The sequence below is a fragment of the Rhizobium sp. SVR5-2C genome, from assembly GCF_056755115.1.
The window spans coordinates 1-283 of record NZ_JBNDHT010000372.1; the positions used below are offsets into that span (position 1 = coordinate 1).

The following is a 283-nucleotide window of genomic DNA, read 5'->3' on the forward strand; positions in this document are numbered from 1 at the left end:
GTATATGAAACGCCTGAAAGGCGGCGTGCTGGCGAACGGCCTGAACTCGTTTGTCTCTGCGGTCTTCAACACCTTCCCGAACTCCTGCTTCGGACAGAACAACGGCGTGATCCAGCTGACTGGCGTTGCCAGCCGCTACGTTGGTTTTGTGGTGGCACTGATGCTGATCGTCCTCGGCCTGTTCCCGGCGGTAAGCGGTTTTGTGCAGCATATACCTGAACCGGTGCTGGGCGGCGCAACGCTGGTGATGTTCGGGACCATCGCGGCTTCCGGTGTACGTATC

General features: G+C 59.0%; 1 protein-coding gene. It reads left to right on the top strand.

The features are described 5' to 3' along the window. The coding region (locus tag ACPYOI_RS36140; protein WP_481424179.1) for a solute carrier family 23 protein at nucleotides 1–283 on the top strand (283 nt) is incomplete at both ends.